The following is a 17,812-nucleotide window of genomic DNA, read 5'->3' as shown; positions in this document are numbered from 1 at the left end:
TGATTTCGTTTTTTGGGATAAATTCCGAGCCGAGCCCGTGCCTGTGGTGATTAACGAGATCTGTCCAAGAAGTTAGTGAGCGTTTGTGCCATTTATCGAGGAACTCGCGGCGCATCCTATCGGTCATTTGCCCGAATCCCCATCCGCTCTGCAGAAACCTAGTGGACAGGAGCGGGTATTCGTTTGATGCCGCTCGTATTGCGCTCAAGACGCCTGTATCTGCACCACTGTGATTCTTCGAGACCAGGCGCGTGCCACGTCTCTTACTTTTCTTTCCCATATCTAGTTGAAGTATTCTTTGAGGTCGGCATCAGAAATCTCAAGCCCCCGTTTTTCATCAACGAAGTTTTTCTTCCAAGGCGACTCCGTGTGGGTCTTATTACGTAAAGCCCATGCGGAATAGGGCCCGTACTTATTCCATACTTCAATCAAGGTATCTTCCACAGGCCGGTAATCGTCCCAGTTGAAGTCATCAGAAATAAAAGTATCGGGGTCGATCGGGCTCTTACCGTACTTTTTAAGTTCGCGGTAGATGTCTACAACGACAGGTCCGTGGGCCCATGCTTCCATCCGTTCATTGAAGAGCGGCACTCCTCCGGAGGCTCGCATGTAAAGACCCTTTGCGTAATAAAGCAGCTTTTGAATTTTCAGCGGTGTGAGCTCGGCTTCTTCGGTTTCTTCAGCCCAAGCTACGAGCCATTCTGCGATTTGATGGGCATTGTATTGCTTCATTGTGCACCTCCCTCCTGCTTGTTCTTAACGCTACAGCACTGAAGCTTTGAAGCAGGCAGAATGTCATTCAACCTAGCTTTCGATGGATGCCATTGCCAAACTATTAGGCTTATGAAATACTAAGGTACTTAGATCCACGAAAGTTATGCAGTATAGGCGCGACATGGAGGAGACCCCTTGCCCACCTTAGAAATCGACCATCTCAATAAATCCTTTGGCAGTGTCCGAGCGCTGCGGGATATGACCTTTAGCGTGCAGGAGGGCGAGATCTTCGGTTTCGTCGGTTCCAATGGTGCCGGAAAATCCACCACCATGCGCATCGCACTGGGTGTGCTCGCGAAAGACTCCGGCGAGGTATATTTCGATGGCTCCCCCATTAATGACGATAATCGCCGCCGCATTGGCTATATGCCCGAAGAGCGCGGACTCTACGGCAAGGAACCACTACTCAGCCAGCTAACGTTTCTGGGCACCCTGCACGGCATGAGCAAGCAGGCCGCCCAGAAATCCGGCACGGAACTCCTGGAGCAGTTGGGGCTGGGTGAACGCCAGAAAGACAAGCTGGATGATTTGTCTTTGGGTAACCAGCAGCGCGTGCAGCTGGCCGCCTCCCTCATCCACGATCCCGATATGCTGATTTTGGATGAGCCCTTTTCCGGCTTGGACCCCGTCGCGGTCAATGTCATGTCAGACATGCTGCGCGAGCGCGCCGCGCGCGGGGTGCCGGTCATCTTTTCCTCCCACCAGCTGGACTTGGTGCAGCGCCTGTGCGATCACGTGGGCATCGTCACGCAAGGCCGCATGGTGGCAGAAGGCACGGTAGACGAGCTGCGCACCCAGGGAGCCTCGCTCTATGGGGTCGAAACCCCCGCCCGCGGGTGGTACCCGGAGGGCACCCACTTGGTAGAGGAAACAGATACAGGCGTAGTGCTCGAAGCCGATGACGGCACCGATGACCAAACCATCTTGCGCGCTGCCATGGCCGCTGGCCCCGTCCACTCCTTCGGCCTCAAGGTCCCTGACCTTACCGAGCTTTTCCAAGACGTCGTCACCAGCACCACCAGCACCGAGGAGGCCTAGCCCGTGCAATATTCGGCAATGAAGACCATAGGGACCGTCGCCAAGCGCGAAATGGCGGTTGCCTTAAAAACCAAATCCGTTGTCATCATGATGCTCCTGCTTTTCATTGGTGCCATCGCCACCCCCATCATCATTGACTTGCTCTCCGGTGGAGACGATGAACCAGATTCCGTCGCTGTGGTGGGCATGGAGGCAGACGCATTCGCTGATTCCGGGCTGGAGGCCCAGGCCGCAGATGACCGCGATGACGCGGTGCAGCTTATCGATGACGGCGACGTCGACGCCGCGCTCGTGCCCGCCACCGACGAGGGATGGGAGCTTTTGGCCAACGGCACTGCCTCCACCACCATCTCCACTACGGTCAATCAAGTGGTTGCGGCGCAGGCGCAGGCAGAGGCCTTGAATACGCTGAATATTGATCCCCAAGAGCTTGCCGCCGCCACTCCATCAGCCGAAGTGACCGCGGTTGATCTGGAAGCCGATGAGTCCTCCGAAGAAAAGATGGGACATGTTGCCATCGTCCTTATCGCCTCCATGGTGGTGGTCTTTTCCATCATGACCTTCGCTGGGCTCATCGGCGGCCGCGTTACCGAAGAGAAGTCTTCCCGCGTGGTCGAAATCATCCTTTCCACGGTGCGCCCGGTGGATTTCCTGGCCGGCAAGGTCATTGGCAATACCATCATCGGGCTGCTCGGCACCTTCCTCATCCTGGCCGGCGGCGTGGCCTCCCTGGCATTTACTGGCGCAGCGAGCGAAATCCAACTCGATTATGGCCTCATCGCTGCCCTGCTCGTCGGGGAAATCCTCGGCCTCTTGTTCTTCGGCAGCCTCTATGCCGCAGCTGGCTCCATGGTGCAGCGCACCGAGGATCTGCAATCGACGCAGACGCCCATCCTGCTCCTCGTCTTTGCCACCATGTATATCACCATGTTTGGATGGACCAACTTGGATGCCACCTGGATGCAGGTCATGGGTTGGGTGCCGCCGGTCTCCATGTTGGTCGCTCCCCTCCAAGTCGCGAGCGGCAATATGAGCTGGCTGGGCTTGGCGGGAAGCTACGCGGTCCTCGCTGTAGTTACCGCGCTGATCCTCATCGTTGTCGCGCGCATCTACCGCCGCGCCATCTTGAATAATGGCAAGAAGATGACCTGGCGCCAGGTGCTCAAGAAATAAAAATAAATCCGGCCTCCCACTTTCAAAGGGAGGCCGGATTTTTCTATTGCGCCGAATTACTCAACGATGAATTCGTTGGTGATCGGCTGGGTGATATCCAGGGTGCCGTGCTCGATGTAGTACATGCCAAAGAACATGGCGCCGAGCAGCACTAGGGCTAGCAGCATGCAGGGGATCCACTGGACAAAAACGGAAACCCAGCCCTCGGATTGCTGGCGGGCCGCTGCCTCGCGTTGTTCTTGAGCCTCGCGCTCGTTCATAATGATAAAACCTCTCGCTTCACCGAAGATTAACTAAAAGTATCTTAACAGTTTATGGTCTCCGCGGTGGCATTAGATCCCCGGATCTTCGTCATTTAATAAAGCCTCGAGGAATGCCTCGCGGCCCTCGAACATCTTCTCGATATCCTCTTCCGCGCCCACAATCCAGGTATCGGCGTCCTCATCAAAGGTCACCGCGGAATCGGGGTAGGTTTCCAAGGCTTCTTCCATCGCGGCAATCTGATCGGCATCGGCACGATCCTCGGCGAAGGCCTCTGGATCACCAATTCGCTGGCCCAGCCCGCCCAAGGCCGTCAAGCCATACGTTTTATGCTGCTTTTTCGGATGCTCGAAAAGTTCTTGACCCATCATGGCGGTGTTATTTTCCTCCCTTCAATAAAGAATCCGGGACGAATCCCGAATAGCCGGGGATATTATTGACCTGCAATACCCCATGGAAAAAACGCTTGAGCGCGGGAACGTCATCCTCATGGAGGTGGTCGAAGACCAAGCGGCGGACGGATTCCACGTGCTCGGGGGCCGCGCGCTCGAGGTGGTGAAGCCCGGCCTCCGTGATGTGCACGTTGACCCCGCGGCCGTCATCGGTGGTCTTTTCCTTGACCAAGAGCCCGCGCTTTTCCATGCGGGTGACCTGGTGGGAGGCGCGCGAGCGATCCCAGGCGAGCTCCGTGCACAGATCGCGCAGTCGCAGGTGCTGATCTGGGGCTTCCGAGAGGGATACCAAGACCGCGAATTCTGAGACGGAAATCTCCCCGCCCGCCTTAAGGGTCTCGTCCATGCCCCTATCTATCTTGCGGGTCGCAGCCAATAATAGGCGCCATAGCTCCTGTTCATCATCGTTTAACCAGCGGGTTTGTTCAGACATAAGGACTAGATTACCCCCTTCAGCATGGCGATGTCGCGCTCGCTGCGCCCGAGCACCCGCGAATAGCGCTGCGGCATGCAGGTAAAGACCAAAACCTGGTTTTCGCGTCCCACCTGTGAGAACAAGGTGGACATTAGTTCCAGACGGTGAGCATCGGTGGAGCCCAGCGCGTCATCGACAATGACCGGCACGGTTTCCTCCCCTGCCACCAAGCGCGCGATGGCGAAGCGGGTAAGGATGGCCAGCTGCTCGCGCGCGCCGCCGGACAGACTGGTCATGGCCACCGTTTCATTATCGCGGGTGCGGGCGGTGACGGAAAGGTCGTCTGCCAGTTCAAAGCTGATGTCCCCGCCATAGATGGTGCGGGCCAGCTGGGCGAGTGCCGCCACGAATGGCTCGGCATAGCGCTGGCGCGCGGCATCGCGGTGTTTGAGTAGCAGCTCGCGCAGGTAACGCGCCGCCAGCGCGCGCTTTTCCACGCTTTCTAGCACCGCCTGCGCCATTTCTGCTTCCGCTTGCGCCTGCTGCTCGCGCTCTGCCGCGCCGGAGTGATAATTAATTTCACTCGACAGCTTGCCCAGCTCCACCTTGGTATCTTGCACCTGGTTCTGCAGGTACTCCAGGTGCGATTGCGCACCCTCCACCAAGCTCTGAGCGGTGGCCAGGTCCACGGCCTCCATCTCAGATAGCTGTTCCTGCAGCCGGGTCACCAGCGCACCCAACCGCTCCGCTTCTTCTGCCAAGCCGGCATCGGAAGTTTTCTCCCGCGCTTCAGCCAGCTCGCGCTCGGCGCGCTCGGCCTTCTCGTTGGCGGCCTCAAGCTCGGCTTCTAAGCGCACCACGTCGTGGGCGATGCGGCTATCGCGGAAGGGAATAAGCTCGCGGTCGAGGGCATCGACAAGCTCTCGTGCCTCTTCCTCCGCCTCCTCCGCAGCGGATAAATCCATGGCCGGGGCATCATCGAGGCCGGTGACCTTCTCCTTGAGCGCCGCGTGTTGGGCGCGCAATTCACCTAAATCATCCGGCCCCAACTCGCCTTCGAGTTTGCGCGTTGCCGCATCCAACCCGGCATTCTGCTCACTGTGCGCCTTGTGCAGATCCTCAGCGGCGGCGATGGAGTCCACACCGGTGGCATCGAAAAGCTCCTGTAAACGCGCCTCGGCCTGATCCACCTCGCGCTGGGTCTTATCGGAAGAGTACGCGCCGGCCACGAAGCGGGCGGTGATATCGCCGATGGTGATCTCGCGGCCATCGACAAGCTCAATTGCGGGCTGCTTGCCGATGTCCACCTGCGTCCCATCCACCCCAATCTCCGCGCCCTCCGGACCGGAAAATTCCACCTTAGCGGCGGTGGCATCGTGCAGGCGCTTGGCCAACGACAAATCGGCATCCGCCTTGCGGAGTTCCTCGACATCCGCGCCCGTCATCTCTCGCCCGCGCTGGGCTATCTCCGCTTGGGCCTTCTCCACACCCTGCGCCAATTCCTCCACCTTAAGCAGGCGCTTATCCAGGCGCTGAAAGGTCTCCTTGTCCTGATAAGCCCGCGCCTGTTTGAGCGTTACGCGCGCGGTGGCGTAGTCCTCCTTCGCGGTGGCAAGCTTCTTTTCCACCGCCTCTTTCTTCTCGTTTTCCTCTGCGGCCTTCTCGCGGGCGGATGTGAGCTTATCCGCAGCGCTCGACTTTGCGGTACCGGCTGTCTCGAGTGCCTCGGCCATCTCCTGGCGCTTAGACTGCGCGTCCTTCGCGCGTTGGAAATCCTCCTTGGCGCGGGTGAGCTCCGCCTTGTGCGCATCCACCTGGTGCTGAGCCTGCACGGCCTCGTCCGCGGCGGCTTGCTTCTCGGCAAGGTCCTGGCGGGCCCCGGGAAGCTGCGCTTCGGCTTCTTCTTGCTGGTGTTCCAGGTGCTCGTAGCGCTCCACCACGGAATCGAGCCCGCGCACCGCAGCGGTTGCTTCCTCCAGCTCCTGCTCGGCACGCTCCAAAGTCTCCTGGGCCTTTTTATACTCGCCGGCCGGCTTGCCCGTCTTTTCGGTGTAGTAGCGCTTATATTCCTTATCTACCTTGCCCAGAAGCTGGGAATCATCGCCGGATACCTCGTCCTCAGCCAGGCCGGATTCCTGCTCGAGGGCCTGCGTTAACGAGGGAATGCCCACCGCGGAGATAGCGTCATTGGAGTCATCCTGGCGCATAAAGAGGACATCGAGAAGCTGGCGATCCATGTTCTCGCTTAAGATCTGTTCCAGCTCATCATCGGCCTGGCGGCCGGTATACTGCGCGTGGCGCGGGGACGATATGGCCAGTTCACAATACTTCTTCTGCAACCAGCGCTTGGCAATGCGAAAGCGGTACTCCCCCACGGAAATATCCGCAATGACCTCCGGCGATACGTCCTTGCCCACAGGCTGCAGGTCCCGGATGCCGCTGGGGCGCGCCGTGTGCTTTTCCGTCAACACCACATCAAGGGCCTCCACGATGGTGGATTTACCGGCCTCGTTCTCGCCGTGGATGACCACCACCCCGGTTTCTGGCAGGTCATCTAGAACCAGGTGCTCGATGCCGCGAACGTTTTTAATCTCTAAGCTGTGGATGCGCATGTGGTTTATCCTTCCAGGCGAAATAGCAGGTTGGCGGCGTCGCGGGCCACCGGATCCTCGTGGTTATCCAGCAGCTCCTGCAGGGCATCGGCGGCATAGCCGGAAATATCCAGGTTGGCTAGTTCGTCTTCGCTCGGTTCCAAGAACAGGTCCATGGTCCGCTCGCGCGGGCGCAGCGAGGCGAAGACCGCCTCCAACTCATCCAGCCCGCGCTGCAGCCGGGCGTGCGCCGCAATACCGAGGGTCCCCTGCAGGCTGTATTTAATCGCCGTGCGCACCTTATCCGGGTACTCCTCCAGGCTGCGCAGGAAGCGCTCGACGTCCTCGGTGGAATTGACGGAGGCATCGAGGGCTTCAAAAGTCCAGCGCCCGATGCTGCGCTTATCGATGTCTATGTCCTCCCCCTCAATCCTTACCACCAGCGCATTCCCAGAATCGGCCTCGCCGCCACCGGTGGAACATTCCTTAAAGTCCGTAGTCTCCGGGCTGCCAGAGAACCAGACGCGGCCGGTCTTTCCCAGGCTGGCCGTCGAGTGGGTATCGCCCAGCGCCAAATAATCGATCACCCCGCGCTCCAAGCACTGCTCTACGAATTCCAGGTCGATGGTATCGGCATCTCCCCCGCTAGAGCGCGAATCCACCTGGCCATGGCCCACGGCAATTCGGATTCCTTCCGTGGGTTCAAGCGGCTCCAATGCCTGGCGCACCAAATCGTGGTTGGCGCGCTTAGACAGGTACGGCGCGCCCACCAATTCCACGCCCTTGCCCACCTCGATGGGCTCTGAATCCGCGATGACGTGCACATTATCTGCGCTGGTACGATAAAATACCGAGTCCGCGACCAGCGGATCGTGGTTTCCCGGCAGCACATATACAGGCACGGGCAAGCGCTTAAACATCTCGGTGGCACGCGCCAAGATTTCCCGGGAGAGCGCATTGTGTTCAAATACATCGCCCGCAACGACGATGAACTGCGCGCCAACCTCCTCCGCGAGCTGGCCTAGGTGCATGATGGCGGACTCGCGGTCATCGTTGAAACGACCTTGCGCCTCCCCCTTTAAGAACCAGCGGGTCATTCCCAGCTGGAAGTCGGACGTGTGGATAAAGGTCGTTGCAGTCATAATCAGTGCGTTAAGTGGTAGTAGAGGTCTTCAATATCGGACACAGCGCGCAAGAGATCAATATTGGTATGCGATACGGCTCGAAGGGCCTTGCGCAAGTGGTCAGGATCGGAATCTTCCAATGCTGGGGCCACCTTGGGGTGCGGCAGCTTAGGCATCTCGCGGCCATTCCAGAACACGTCGTTCTTTTCTTCCGCGGATAAATCGCTGGCGCCAAAGCTTTCACGGGAGACCTGCTGCGATTGCTCCATGACGGCCTTTTCCAAACGCGCAAAATCCAGCCCGCGCATATTGAAAATCACGGCTGGATCCGCATCCGCGCGGGTGGCGAGCCTATCTCCCACCGCCACAATGTGCTTGCAGGTATAGGCGGAATCCGGGCACGTGCAGGATAGACGCAGTTCTTCGGCCTCGCTGGCAAAAAGCGTATCCAGCGCTTCCTCAGATAACAGGCCCTTGCGCGCATTCGCTACGGAATTAGGGGTGCGCGCGAATTGGCCGGCGAGTGCCGCAATATCGTCATTATCGCGGTACGGCAGCTGAATGAGTATGGAAAAAGGCTCGTTTTGGGAACCAGCCACGCGCCCATGGATGGCACCATTGCGGATCTCCAAACCAACGACGTGACCGCCTTCGGCGTACTGGCGCCCGCGGCTAATCCGCCCCCGGTCCGCATCATAGCTGGTAAAGGACGAAATCCGGGCGGCGGTCTTGGACAGCAGCCGCCCGCTGCGGTCGACATGGTTGACCTCGTCCGGGGTACTCACGCGCTTGCGGGTACCAAAGTTCGCGTAGATGACATTGTCATCGCCCTTAACGGCCATCCGCTTACTCCTTTCCCCGGTAACTCATGAGCTCTGCCAGCTGGTCTGGCTCCAATTCCGTGAGCCAGCCCTCGCCTTCGCCGACGACGGCACCAGCAAGCTGCGTCTTGCCATCCAAGATGTCTTGAATGGATTCTTCCAACGTGCCAGCGGTAATCATCTTATACACCTGCACGTTGCGGCGCTGACCGATGCGAAAGGCGCGGTCGGTAGCCTGGTTTTCCACCGCAGGGTTCCACCAGCGGTCCATGTGCACCACGATCGATGCCGCAGTTAGGTTGAGGCCCGTGCCGCCCGCCTTGAGCGAAAGGATCATCGCCTGTGGGCCATCCTCGGCTTGGAAATCCTCCACCATCTGGTCGCGCTTATTCTTCGTCACCCCGCCGTGCAGGAAGGGAATCTCGTGGCCCAGCTGCTCGCTCAGGTAGGGCTGCAAGATATCCCCGAAGGCCTTGTACTGGGTGAAGATCAGCAGGCGCTCGCCGGACTCGGTTGCGGCATCGACAATCCGCATCAGCTCCTTCACCTTGCCCGAGCGGTGCCTTCCCTTAATAACCACCGGCGAATCATCCCCCAGGTAATGCGCTGGGTGATTGCAAATCTGTTTAATGCGGGTCAGCGAGGCCAAGACGATGCCGCGCTTGCTGATGCCCGTAGCATCCTCCAAGCTCTTCTTCACCTCATTGACCAGCGCCTTGTACAGGGCGGCCTGCTCGGTGGTCATGGATACGGTAAGAATCTGCTCGGACTTTTCCGGCAGGTCATCGATGATATTGGGATCGGTCTTGACGCGGCGCAGGATAAGGGGCGCGGTCAGCGCGCGCAGGCGCTCGGACATCTCCTCATCATTATTGCGCTCGATGGCCTTGGCAAAGTGATTGCGGAAGAAGGACGCTGTTCCCAAGATCCCTGGGTTGCAAAAATCCAAGATGGAGCGCATCTCCGAAAGCCGGTTTTCCACCGGCGTACCGGTTAGCGCCACGCGGTGCTCGGAGGGCAGGGATCGCACCGCCTTGGAGGAACGCGTGGCCGAGTTCTTGATGGCCTGCGCCTCATCGAGGACCACCCGCTGCCAAGACACCTCGCCCAAGAGGTTGAAATCCCGGCTCACGGTGCCATAGGTAGTAATGACGAGATCTGCTTTTCCGGCGGCCTCGAGGAACTTTTCCCCACCTGGACGCCCCGCGCCGTGTTGCACCATAACCTCGAAATCCGGCACGAAGCGGCGGGCCTCTCGAGCCCAGTTACCTACCACGGAGGTCGGCGCGACGACCAAGGTGGGCCCGGTCTGTTCACCGCGTTCCTTCTCCACCGCCAATAGGGACAGTAGTTGGAGTGTTTTGCCGAGCCCCATGTCATCGGCAAGCACGGCGCCAATATTGTTGCGCGACATCCAATACAGCCAGTCAACGCCCGTGCGCTGATACTCGCGCAGCTCAGCATGCACGGTCTCCGGAATATCCACGCGCTTAGGCGCAACCGTATCCATGCCGCCGAGCAACGCGGTATGCCACGTGCTGCCGGTAAATTCGATGGGTTCTTGGGCCATCGACTCGAGCGCCAGCTCCCGCAGCTCCGCCACCGTGACTTGGTGCTCGCTCTTCTCGTTGAACTCAGCGCGGCGGCGCTCGACCTCCGCCATGAGCTGCTGCCAGCCCGGCTCACCCAGCTTCTTGGCCATCTCTGCCGAGGCCGCCAGCTGCTCGAGCTCCTTCTTGGCGCGCTCCCGGGACTTATCCGCCAGCTCCTCCATATAGGACGAGACTTTGGATACGACCTGGGTATCGGCCATCACCCACTTGCCGCGCAGCTGAATGAGCCCGGACTTGGAGTTGACCAGCTCGTCCATCTCAGACTCGGTAAGCTCCACATCGCCCACGGACATGCGCCAGTTATAGTCCACGAGCTGATTCATGCCGATGTGTTTCTTCGTGGCGGCCTCTGCCGGATCCCTCGCCTCACGAGTTTCCAGCTTGGCCTTCGTATCCATCTGCGCCCACGATTTGGGCAGCATGACGGTAATGCCCCGCTTTTTCAGCTCGGGCACCTCGTGTGCAATAAACTGCGTGAGGTGCTCCGTGTCCAGGTAGACATCCCAATCGCCGTCGCCAGGCTGGGGCATTTGCGTACTCTGGCCCAGGCTCGGCGCCGCATGCACGGCCTTACGGTGGTTTTCGCGCAGCTTCTCGATGCTCGCCCTATCCAACTCATCCGCCAATACCGGCCGCGGCGAATCCGTTCCAGAGCGCACGCGCACCCGAATCGGCCACGCTGCATCTTCTGGATCCTGTTCTGCCGGTTCCTCCACGATGTAGACGAGCTGGAGTTCCACCTGGTAAATGGAATTTTTCCATTCATTGAGGCCACGCAGCAGTTGCGCACGACCGCGGCGGATGGGGGCCGTCGTCAGCAATGCGCGGGCGAAGTCATGCCAAGGCATGGGCCGTGGTTCATTAAGTAGCGGCTGCAATTCCCGGTTGGCAATCCAATGCGTCAGTTCATCCGCTAGGTCATCCGAAAGGGCTCTATTATTTATGTGGAGAATCCCCGGTGCCGCAGCCATCATCTCTGCGAGCCAACCGCGCTCGCCCAAACCCGAGGCAAGCTGCCACATGGGAAACCACTCGTTGGCCTGGTACGCCAGCCGGAACGTCACCCTGCCCGCGCGGACAAACTTGCTCAGCCCGCTATATGCGTGGATGAGCCAGTGCAGATCCGGCGCAATCGATGCCGGTGGATGATGATCCAGGTATTCCAGCTGGGCAAGGGTTTCTACCGCTTCTTCCGGGGCAAACATGGCCATGGGCACCATGAGCGAGACGTCTTTGCCCTTCGGGGTCCGCAGCGATACCCGCGCCCGGTTCCGGAAAGATTTCTTAGCCAAGATGGCATCGACTGCCTGTGGGAACGTCCCCTCTGGGACGGCCGAAGGCATAACAATCTTGTGCCCTTCTACCTGCTCAATCCATAGACCAAGCCCCGAGACCGGCAGCCAAAGGCCATGCACAAGGTAAGAAGCCATAACGGCCAGCATAGCAGCCCGGTTTAGTTTTGTTACAAGCTCGTTATATTCACGTCTTTGCGCAGTTAAATGGTGAAAAACATCACCAGAGATCTACGCCACAGCTGTATTTTAGCTTGGGTGAACCTTAAGTCACCGTTAACGTGTATATGTCCGATAAATCACTACAAGGAGTGAAACGTGCAAGAATCAACTTGGTACGTCATTGCGATGATTGTGTACTTCCTCGTAATGGCAGCCATTGGCTACTGGAGCTACAAACAAACCGACGAATATGACGATTATGTTTTGGGCGGCCGTGGCCTGCACCCATTCGTAGCTGCTCTCTCCGCCGGCGCATCAGATATGTCCGGCTGGCTGCTTATGGGTCTGCCTGGCGCGCTCTTCCTTTCCGGTTTTTCCGAGCTGTGGATGCCTATCGGCCTCCTTATCGGTGCATGGGCTAACTGGAAGTGGATTGCGCCGCGTCTTCGCGCTTACTCGGAGGTTGCGGGCGATTCCATTACGGTTCCCTCCTTCTTCGAGAACCGTTTGCGCGATAAGTCACGCCTGCTGCGTATTATCTCCGCAGTTATCATTATTTTCTTCTTTACCTTCTACGTCTCTTCCGGCATGGTCTCCGGTGGTCGTTACTTCGAGTCCACCTTCGGTGGCGACTACATCACCGGTATGTTGGTCATCGCCGCAGTGACCATTTTCTACACCTTCATCGGTGGCTTCCTGGCAGTGTCCTACACCGACGCTATGCAGGGCATGCTGATGTTCGTCGCCCTGCTGATCGTGCCAATCATGGCGCTTTTCGCTCTTGACGATGCCGGCGCGATCTTCTCCTTCGCTACCGAAAACAGCTACGCTACCGACGGCGCACTTGAGCCAAACGATAACTATTTCTCTCTCTTCGCTGGCGTTTCCGCTGGTGTTATCGTTGGTAACGCAGCTTGGGGCCTTGGCTACTTTGGCCAGCCGCACATCATCGTGCGCTTCATGGCGCTGCGTAAGCCTTCCGACGCCAAGCAGGGCCGTTTCTACGGCATCACCTGGATGGGTCTTTCCGTCATCGGCGCTATCTTCGTTGCGCTTACCGGCACTGTGTACTTCACCCAGTTCGGTGAAACTATTACTGACCAAGAGAACTTCGAGACCATCTTCTTGGATATGGCTCAGGCCATGATGCACCCATTGCCTGCTGGTTTCGTCTTGACCGCAGTTTTGGCAGCGATCATGTCCACTATGTCCTCCCAGATGCTCGTGGTTTCCTCTTCCCTGATTGAGGACCTTTACCTCATCATCGCAAAGCGCAAGCCTTCCGAGGGCGTTCTGATTAACCTGTCCCGTACCGCCGTTGTGGCCATTGCGATTATCGCCGCACTCCTGGCTATCAACCCGTCCGACTCCATTCTTGGCCTGGTCGGCTTCGCATGGGCTGGTTTCGGTTCCGCATTCGGTCCGCTCGTTATCCTGGCTCTGTACTGGAAGCGCCTCAACGCAACCGGTGCAATCGCCGGTATGGTTACCGGTGCAGTCGTCGCCATCGGCTGGGGAATGTCCCCGCTTGGCGATTCCCTCTACGAGATGGTCCCAGGCTTCTTCTCCGCACTCCTCGTTACCGTTCTGGCCACCTTGGCTACCAAGCAGCCAGACCAGGAGGTCCTGGACGAGTTCGAGGAAGCCGAGAAGCTTGCCAAGCTCGTTGAGAAGGACGACTCCCTGGACTTCGAGGAAGCAGCAGAAAAGGTTTCCGATAACAAGTAGGAACCTTCCCGCTCCTCGCGGAGTCCAATAGGACATGAAGTCCTATTATTTGGCCGCGCTATCATGCATAACCGCTCTCGTTATCGCATGGTATGCGTGGCCTTTTCCGCGTTTTGATGTCTCCACAGTGCCGGATCGCGCGGAATTGCCAGGCTACGACCGCGACGAGTTCGGCGGCTGGCAGCCCAACGGCGCATGCACCACGCGCGAGGCCATCATGGAGAACCAAGCCAGCGACGCCTTCGCAAACTGTCGGCCGCAATCCGGCACGATCTATGACCCCTACGCGGGTGAGATGATTTCAGCCACCTCCCCCATCGAGGTCGACCACATCTTCCCTCTTTCCGCCGCATATGACATGGGTGCTGCAGAATGGGACCAAGACACCAAGATCCGCTTCGCCAACGATCCCCTCAATCTGGTGGCGACCAGCCGGAAGCTCAATCAAGAAAAGTCCGATTCCCTCCCTTCCGAGTGGTTGCCGCCTGCCAACCGCTGCGATTACTCGCGGCGCCTCGCAGAAATCGCGCGGAAGTACGAGCTGCCCTTGCCCCGCGCGGACGTCCGTGCGATGAGAAGGCAATGTCGGTTCGATTTCTAGCAGGGAAATTGATTAGGGTGAACAAGGCAACTTTTCTTAACTGAAGGGCATCCTCCATGACTACTTTTTTCATTTTCCTGCACGTGGCAGCGGCCATCGTCCTGCTTGGCCCCGTGTGCATTTCCACCTCCATTTACCAGACCCAGCTGCGGGGCGCAGCGCAGGGCGATAAGACGGCCCTCGGAGCCGCCCGCAACTTGCACAACATCACCAACACTTACGGCTATATTTCCGCCCTCGTGCCGGTCCTTGGTCTTGCTGTGTTCCTGTCTGATATCGAAACCTTCAAGAGCCAGGTCAACTTCCACATCGCCATCCTTGTGGCCATCATCGCGTGGTGCCTGCTCTTCTTCCTCATCCTTCCTAAGCAGCGTACGGCGCAGGCAGCCCTAGAGTCCGGCGATACCGCCAATCTGGGCTCCATTAAGAAGTCGCTGTCCGCTTTCGGCGGCGTCTTCAACCTCCTGTGGATCATCTGCCTTATCTTGATGTACCTCTAGGAAGCCAATTACTTATCGGGGACAGTGTCATCGCTGTCCCCTTTTTCATGCGTGGACTCCTCCCGAAGTTCTTCTTTTAACTGTTGCGCATCTGCATGCGCATTCTCCCGCCGCTTCTGCGTGGCCTGCGCCACCGTCTGCGCCCACCTGCGGTTCTTCGGTGCCAGCGGTCCGCTCGCGGAGTCGTAGACCCACGTAGAGTCATCGAAAAGCCAGATGATGTCCCCACTTATCGGGTCCTTGATATAAAAGGCCCTCCCATCGGTCTTTATGTTGTGATGGTGCTGGCACAGGCAAGTGAGGTTTGCCGCCGAGGTCGGCCCACCATCTGCAAAGTCGTGCCGATGGTCCATCTGAGAAGCCACCGCCGGCCGCGTGCAGCCTGGCCACCGGCACGTGCCATCCAACCCCTCTACAAACGCCCGGATATCTGGCGGCGTCACATAGTTAGGGCTCTCCGCCTGACCGGCCTTCTCCATATCCCTTGTCGTAGTCGCCCGAGCCTGTAGGTCATCCGCGGTCTCCGGGGATACCCAGCCCAAGTTCTGTACAAACGCGGGCGCATCCGGCAGGTCGCAGCGATACATATTCAACACGACCTTGGCCTTTGCCTGCGCCTTTCCGGTCAGCAACTCCACTGCGGCCTCAGCCATCGTGAAGTCCTTGTCCGTAGCTATATCCCGAATATTGCGGTCGATGATCTCCGCGGTCTCTAACCCGACGTCCAGACAGACCGCGGCCCACTCCCCGCCTGTAGGTTCAACGCTATAGGCTTGCTTGCGGCGCGGATCCCGCGTGGCAATAGAGGGATCGAGGCGCACAATGAGCTCGCGTAACTTGCGGCGGAGATTGCGGTGCGAGGGCAGCTTTTGATTGGGGCGGGTTGGGGTCAAGTAGTTGGTCAGGGCGTCATCGATAGTGAACTTCTTCTCCGCATCAATGGCGCCGAGCTTGGCTAGGGTTTGATCAATCGTTATCAGGCGGTCTAAATCTAAATGGAAATGCTGTTCTTGCCGGGCGCGCAGCCGCGGCAGCTCCTGTAATCGCTCGAAGGCGAAGATAATATTTCTAATTCGGGACTGACGCGCCCCAGTTAAGTCAGAAAGGGATTGGCTAATAATTTCGATATCATCATCCGGGTCAGGGTGAAGCCTCTCCCAGAACTGGTATTCCGCTTTCCTAATCTCTGTAGCTGCACGGGAGGTAGAATTTTCCGGATTGGTATTGGCATAATATGGCGCATTCATGGACTTTCTTTCGAGAGATTTACTAGCACATGCTTTCGCCATACACCATACAAAACCGCCTTGACACACTACCCCCATTTATAGTAAAAGCGCAGGTCACAGGGCATGAAAAAAGGGCCTCTAAAAGAGGCCCTTTGGAGGTTTAATTAGTCGCGGAAGCGACCACCATGTTTGCGTCCACCGCCGCCGCCATCACGGCGAGGCGGGCGACCAGTATCCTTCTGAATCTTGATGAGCTGCCCAGAAATCCGGGTATCCTTCAGACGGTCCAGCACAGCTGGGTCCATGTTCTTCGGCAGGTCCACGAGGGTGTGCCCCACCGCAATGGTGATGCGGCCAAAGTCCTTGGCGGACAGGCCACCTTCGTTGGCGATTGCGCCGACGATGGCACCTGGGCGGACATTCTGGCGCTTGCCGACGTCCAACCGGTACGTCTCAAAGTCACCATCTGGCCGCTTGGAGCCACCGCGGTTCTTGCCGCCGCCCTTGAAGTCGCGGTCGCGCTTGCGGTCATCGCGATCGCGGCGGTCCTTCTTTGGCTTGGGCAAAGGCTTGTCTTCCAAGAGGAAGTTCTTGCCACCCTGGTGCATGACGGCCAACGCAGCAGCGATGTCATCCATGGCAACATCGTTGTCTTCCGAGTACTTGCGTACCAAGTTACGGAAGAAATCGGCCTGCTTGTTGTCCATGGACTGGGTAATGGCCTGCGCAAACTTTTCCTTGCGCTTCTCATTAACCTCATCGACGGAAGGCAGGTCCATCTCTTCGAGGCGGGCGTTGGTCACGCGCTCGATGGAACGCAGCATACGGCGCTCGCGCGGGGTGACGAACAGGATTGCCTCACCGGAGCGACCGGCACGGCCGGTGCGGCCAATGCGGTGCACGTAAGACTCGGTGTCGTTCGGGATATCGAAGTTCACCACGTGGGTGATGCGCTCCACGTCGAGGCCACGCGCGGCGACGTCGGTAGCGACGAGGATGTCTAGGCGGCCATCCTTGAGCTGGTCGACGGTGCGCTCGCGCTGCGCCTGGGCGATGTCGCCGTTAATGGCAGCGGCGCTGTAGCCGCGATCGCGCAAGGCCTCGGCCACCTCTTCGGTCTCGTGCTTGGTGCGGCAGAAGACGATGATGGCGTCATAGGTAATGACCTCGAGGATGCGGGTGAAGGCATCCATCTTTGCGCGGTGCGGAATCAGCAGGAAGCGCTGCTTAATGTTGTCGTTGGTACGGCGCTCGGACTTAACGGTTACTTCCGCCGGGTTGTGCAGGTACTGCTTGGACAGGCGGCGGATGGCATTAGGCATGGTGGCGGAGAAAAGCGCCACCTGCTTGCGGTCCGGCGTGCTTTCCAGGATGCGCTCGACGTCTTCCTGGAAGCCCATGTTCAGCATCTCATCGGCCTCATCGAGGACGAGGAACTGCAGCTGGGACAGGTCGAGCGAGCCCTTTTCCAGGTGGTCGATGACGCGACCCGGGGTACCCACGATGACCTGGGCGCCGCGACGCAGACCAGACAGCTGGATGCCGTAGGCCTGGCCACCGTAGATGGGAAGAACCTCGATGCCCTTGAGGGTTTCCGCGAAGGATTGGAAGGCGTCTGCAACCTGCAGGGCGAGCTCGCGGGTAGGCGCAAGGACGAGTGCCTGCGGGTGGCGCGCTTGCGGGTCAAGCTGGGACAAGACCGGCAGCGCGAAGGCTGCGGTCTTGCCGGTACCGGTCTGTGCAAGGCCCACGACGTCGCGGCCTTCCATCAGGATCGGGATGGTTTCTGCTTGGATGGGGGACGGCGTGGTGAAGCCTACTTTCGCAACAGCTTGCAGAATTTTATCTGGCAGGCCGAGGTGCTCGAACCCCTGGGAGTTGTCGTTGGCCGAGTCCTTGGACTCAGCGCCGGTGCCCTCAGAAGTATTCGCAGCCCTGGTGTCCTGGTTGACACCTTGCGAGTTGTCCTGAGATTCCGACTTATTAAAATCTTCCGGCTCGTTTACGCCGCCGGTGGCGTTATCGGTAATGCTCATTG

The 17,812-nt window shown here is 58.7% G+C and carries 15 protein-coding genes; 5 read left to right on the top strand and 10 right to left on the bottom strand.

Going from position 1 to position 17,812, the window contains the following annotated elements:
* Positions 1–282 precede the first annotated feature (282 nt).
* Positions 283–732 (bottom strand): Panacea domain-containing protein, encoded by a 450-nt coding sequence (locus ABRP86_RS04435; RefSeq protein ID WP_349862675.1) that lies wholly within the window; start codon positions 730–732, stop codon positions 283–285.
* A 177-nt stretch (positions 733–909) separates the two neighbouring features.
* Here ABRP86_RS04435 and ABRP86_RS04430 point away from each other — a divergent pair, with 177 nt between their 5' ends.
* Together ABRP86_RS04430 and ABRP86_RS04425 are read left to right on the top strand one after the other, a co-directional pair.
* On the top strand, positions 910–1,812 hold the full coding sequence (locus tag ABRP86_RS04430) for an ABC transporter ATP-binding protein (protein ID WP_349862672.1): 903 nt from the start codon (positions 910–912) through the stop codon (positions 1,810–1,812).
* A 3-nt stretch (positions 1,813–1,815) separates the two neighbouring features.
* Positions 1,816–2,985, top strand: a complete 1,170-nt coding sequence (locus ABRP86_RS04425) for an ABC transporter permease (RefSeq protein ID WP_349862670.1) — start codon at positions 1,816–1,818, stop codon at positions 2,983–2,985.
* Between the two features lie 56 nt (positions 2,986–3,041).
* On the opposite strand, the gene ABRP86_RS04420 is transcribed toward ABRP86_RS04425, so the two are convergent.
* The 7 genes from ABRP86_RS04420 to ABRP86_RS04390 all read right to left on the bottom strand — a co-directional run bounded on the left by ABRP86_RS04420 (position 3,042) and on the right by ABRP86_RS04390 (position 11,692).
* On the bottom strand, positions 3,042–3,245 hold the full coding sequence (locus ABRP86_RS04420) for a hypothetical protein (RefSeq protein WP_023026320.1): 204 nt from the start codon (positions 3,243–3,245) through the stop codon (positions 3,042–3,044).
* A gap of 72 nt (positions 3,246–3,317) precedes the next feature.
* Positions 3,318–3,617, bottom strand: coding sequence for a molecular chaperone GrpE (locus ABRP86_RS04415; RefSeq protein ID WP_349862668.1), 300 nt, complete (start codon positions 3,615–3,617; stop codon positions 3,318–3,320).
* A 7-nt stretch (positions 3,618–3,624) separates the two neighbouring features.
* Positions 3,625–4,131, bottom strand: coding sequence for a MarR family winged helix-turn-helix transcriptional regulator (locus ABRP86_RS04410; RefSeq protein ID WP_349862666.1), 507 nt, complete (start codon positions 4,129–4,131; stop codon positions 3,625–3,627).
* 5 nt (positions 4,132–4,136) lie between these two features.
* Positions 4,137–6,725, bottom strand: a complete 2,589-nt coding sequence (locus tag ABRP86_RS04405) for an AAA family ATPase (RefSeq protein ID WP_349862664.1) — start codon at positions 6,723–6,725, stop codon at positions 4,137–4,139.
* A 5-nt stretch (positions 6,726–6,730) separates the two neighbouring features.
* On the bottom strand, positions 6,731–7,846 hold the full coding sequence (locus ABRP86_RS04400) for a metallophosphoesterase family protein (protein ID WP_349862662.1): 1,116 nt from the start codon (positions 7,844–7,846) through the stop codon (positions 6,731–6,733).
* A gap of 2 nt (positions 7,847–7,848) precedes the next feature.
* Positions 7,849–8,670 carry an SWIM zinc finger family protein gene (locus tag ABRP86_RS04395; protein WP_349862660.1) on the bottom strand — a complete coding sequence of 274 codons (822 nt, stop codon included), beginning with the start codon at positions 8,668–8,670 and terminating at the stop codon, positions 7,849–7,851.
* 4 nt (positions 8,671–8,674) lie between these two features.
* Positions 8,675–11,692 carry a DEAD/DEAH box helicase gene (locus ABRP86_RS04390; RefSeq protein WP_502880303.1) on the bottom strand — a complete coding sequence of 1,006 codons (3,018 nt, stop codon included), beginning with the start codon at positions 11,690–11,692 and terminating at the stop codon, positions 8,675–8,677.
* A gap of 180 nt (positions 11,693–11,872) precedes the next feature.
* Between ABRP86_RS04390 and putP the strand changes: the two genes are divergently transcribed.
* From putP to ABRP86_RS04375, 3 genes are read left to right on the top strand one after another with little or no spacing between them, the layout of a single operon-like run.
* On the top strand, positions 11,873–13,444 hold the full coding sequence (putP, locus tag ABRP86_RS04385; protein ID WP_349862656.1) for a sodium/proline symporter PutP: 1,572 nt from the start codon (positions 11,873–11,875) through the stop codon (positions 13,442–13,444).
* A 34-nt stretch (positions 13,445–13,478) separates the two neighbouring features.
* The gene (locus tag ABRP86_RS04380; protein ID WP_502880302.1) at positions 13,479–14,045 is read left to right on the top strand and encodes an HNH endonuclease family protein; all 567 of its coding nucleotides are present in this window, start codon (positions 13,479–13,481) and stop codon (positions 14,043–14,045) included.
* 56 nt (positions 14,046–14,101) lie between these two features.
* Complete coding sequence (locus ABRP86_RS04375) at positions 14,102–14,545, top strand: DUF2269 domain-containing protein (protein WP_298695447.1); 444 nt, start codon at positions 14,102–14,104, stop codon at positions 14,543–14,545.
* An 8-nt stretch (positions 14,546–14,553) separates the two neighbouring features.
* Here ABRP86_RS04375 and ABRP86_RS04370 read toward each other — a convergent pair whose 3' ends face one another.
* Both ABRP86_RS04370 and ABRP86_RS04365 read right to left on the bottom strand, forming a co-directional pair.
* Entirely contained in the window at positions 14,554–15,792 is a 1,239-nt protein-coding gene (locus ABRP86_RS04370) for an HNH endonuclease signature motif containing protein (protein ID WP_349862652.1), read from the bottom strand.
* 146 nt (positions 15,793–15,938) lie between these two features.
* The gene (locus ABRP86_RS04365; RefSeq protein ID WP_023017755.1) at positions 15,939–17,810 is read right to left on the bottom strand and encodes a DEAD/DEAH box helicase; all 1,872 of its coding nucleotides are present in this window, start codon (positions 17,808–17,810) and stop codon (positions 15,939–15,941) included.
* Between the last annotated feature and the right edge of the window lie 2 nt (positions 17,811–17,812).

Source organism: Corynebacterium sp. KPL3927 (assembly GCF_040225835.1).
In the GTDB taxonomy this organism is placed as follows: domain Bacteria; phylum Actinomycetota; class Actinomycetes; order Mycobacteriales; family Mycobacteriaceae; genus Corynebacterium.
Note: the sequence above shows the minus strand (reverse complement) of the source record. Positions and strands in the feature narration are given on the sequence as shown.